The 2,296-nt window shown below is 45.7% G+C and carries 1 protein-coding gene; it reads right to left on the bottom strand.

Going from position 1 to position 2,296, the window contains the following annotated elements; all coding sequences use genetic code 11:
- The coding region (locus HX124_RS17960; protein WP_286418742.1) for a beta strand repeat-containing protein at positions 1-2,296 on the bottom strand (2,296 nt) is incomplete at both ends.

Below are 2,296 nucleotides of genomic sequence, written 5' to 3'. Positions count from 1 at the left end.
ACACCGGTTTCGCCTGTAGCGCCAGTTTCGCCCGTTGAACCAGTTTCACCTGTAGCACCAGTTTCACCTGTAGCGCCAGTTTCACCTGTAGCACCGGTTTCGCCTGTAGCGCCCGTTTCACCAGTCACACCGGTTTCGCCTGTAGCGCCAGTTTCGCCCGTTGAACCAGTTTCACCTGTAGCACCAGTTTCACCTGTAGCGCCCGTTTCGCCTGTAGCGCCCGTTTCACCAGTTGAACCGGTTTCGCCTGTAGCGCCAGTTTCGCCTGTAGCACCAGTTTCGCCAGTAGCGCCCGTTTCACCTGTAGCACCAGTTTCACCTGTAGCACCAGTTTCACCTGTAGCGCCCGTTTCACCAGTAGCACCAGTTTCGCCTGTAGCACCAGTTTCGCCTGTAGCGCCAGTTTCGCCTGTAGCGCCAGTTTCGCCCGTAGCACCAGTTTCACCTGTAGCACCGGTTTCACCAGTAGAGCCAGTTTCGCCTGTCACACCAGTTTCACCTGTAGCACCGGTTTCGCCTGTAGCGCCAGTTTCACCTGTAGCGCCAGTTTCGCCTGTAGCGCCGGTTTCACCTGTAGCGCCAGTTTCGCCCGTAGCACCGGTTTCACCTGTAGCGCCAGTTTCACCTGTAGCACCGGTTTCGCCTGTAGCGCCGGTTTCGCCTGTAGCGCCCGTTTCACCAGTTGAACCCGTTTCGCCTGTAGCGCCCGTTTCACCAGTTTCGCCTGTAGCACCGGTTTCGCCTGTAGCGCCAGTTTCACCTGTAGCACCAGTTTCACCTGTAGCACCAGTTTCGCCTGTAGCGCCAGTTTCGCCTGTAGCGCCCGTTTCACCAGTTGAACCAGTTTCGCCTGTAGCGCCCGTTTCACCAGTTGAACCAGTTGAACCAGTTTCGCCTGTAGCACCAGTTTCACCAGTTTCGCCTGTAGCACCAGTTTCGCCTGACATAGTGAGTTCTGTTGGAGCTGAAACATTGCCTGCTTCATCTTTTGCAGTCACATCAACTTTTTCACCATCGGTTAATGGTGTATCCAAGCCAACAGTGAAATCACCATTTTCGTCTGCTGTACCTGAACCTAAGATGTTGCCATCTTTGTCTTTGATTTCAACCGTTGAACCTGATTCTGCTTTACCTGTAACCGTTGAACCATCTTCACTGATCACAACATCGCTTGGTGCATCTGGTGCTAAAGTATCAACCATAATATTAATATAAGTTTGATCAAAAGCGCCGGTAGAACCTGTAGCAGAAATATAAACAAAATTATTACCTTCGTTTAAAGGTACTTCTATTTCTACTTTTTTATTATCTAGATCTGCTTGAGTGATGATATGTTTGACACCACTAGCAGTAATCACATCACCAACTTGCGCATCTGCACCTAAAGTAATTTCTACTTTAGCTGTTCCATCTGTTCCAAATTCTTCTTTATTTAGAATATTGTCAGCACCAGCCTCAGGGAAGAAAGCATCGTCAATAATATTGCCCATTTCACCACCAGTTTCAGTGATTTGAACATTTACTGTGTCTGATGTTTTATCTAAGTTACCTTCATTATCCTTTGCTTCAGCAGTAATTAAATTATCACCATTAACCACAGGCACTGTAGCCACAACATAACCTTGATCAAGATCACTTTGTGTTAATACATAATCAGTATTATTCACTGTAACAACTTGACCAACTTCAGCATCTTTACCCAGTTCTACATGAACTTTAATGGTATGTGTTGAAATTAAATCATCATAACTATCACTTGGATAAGTGATTGCACCAACAATATCCGCAGGAATGGTATCTACAATAAAATCTTTGATTTCTTTATCGATGTTGCCATTTTTATCTGTTGCTTCAACAACAATTTGATTATTGCCTTCTTGTACAGCAATTTCTGTTTCTAGTTGACCAGCATCTTTTTCGGCTTGTGTAATGGTATGTTCTTCACCATTAATTCGGATAATATCGCCAACTTGAGCATCTTTGCCCAATTGAATAACGACATCAACTTTTCCATCTGTGCCTAATTCATCAGCATTAAAGATACCGTCTTCACCAGCGCCAACTAGAAGAATATCACCAACAATATCAGCAGCTTCACCAGTTGAAATGATTGGCGCAGTCACTTCGGTTTTGTCTGAAACATTGCCTGCTTCATCTTTGGCAGTCACGTCAACTTTTTCACCATTGGTTAATGGTGTATCCAAACCAACCGTGAAGTTACCATTTTCGTCTGCTGTACCTGAACCTAAGATGTTGCCATCTTTGTCTTTGATTTCAACCGTTGAACCCGGTTCTG

It is taken from the genome of Acinetobacter sp. 226-1 (assembly GCF_030329325.1).
Classification (GTDB): domain Bacteria; phylum Pseudomonadota; class Gammaproteobacteria; order Pseudomonadales; family Moraxellaceae; genus Acinetobacter; species Acinetobacter sichuanensis.
Note: the sequence above shows the minus strand (reverse complement) of the source record. Positions and strands in the feature narration are given on the sequence as shown.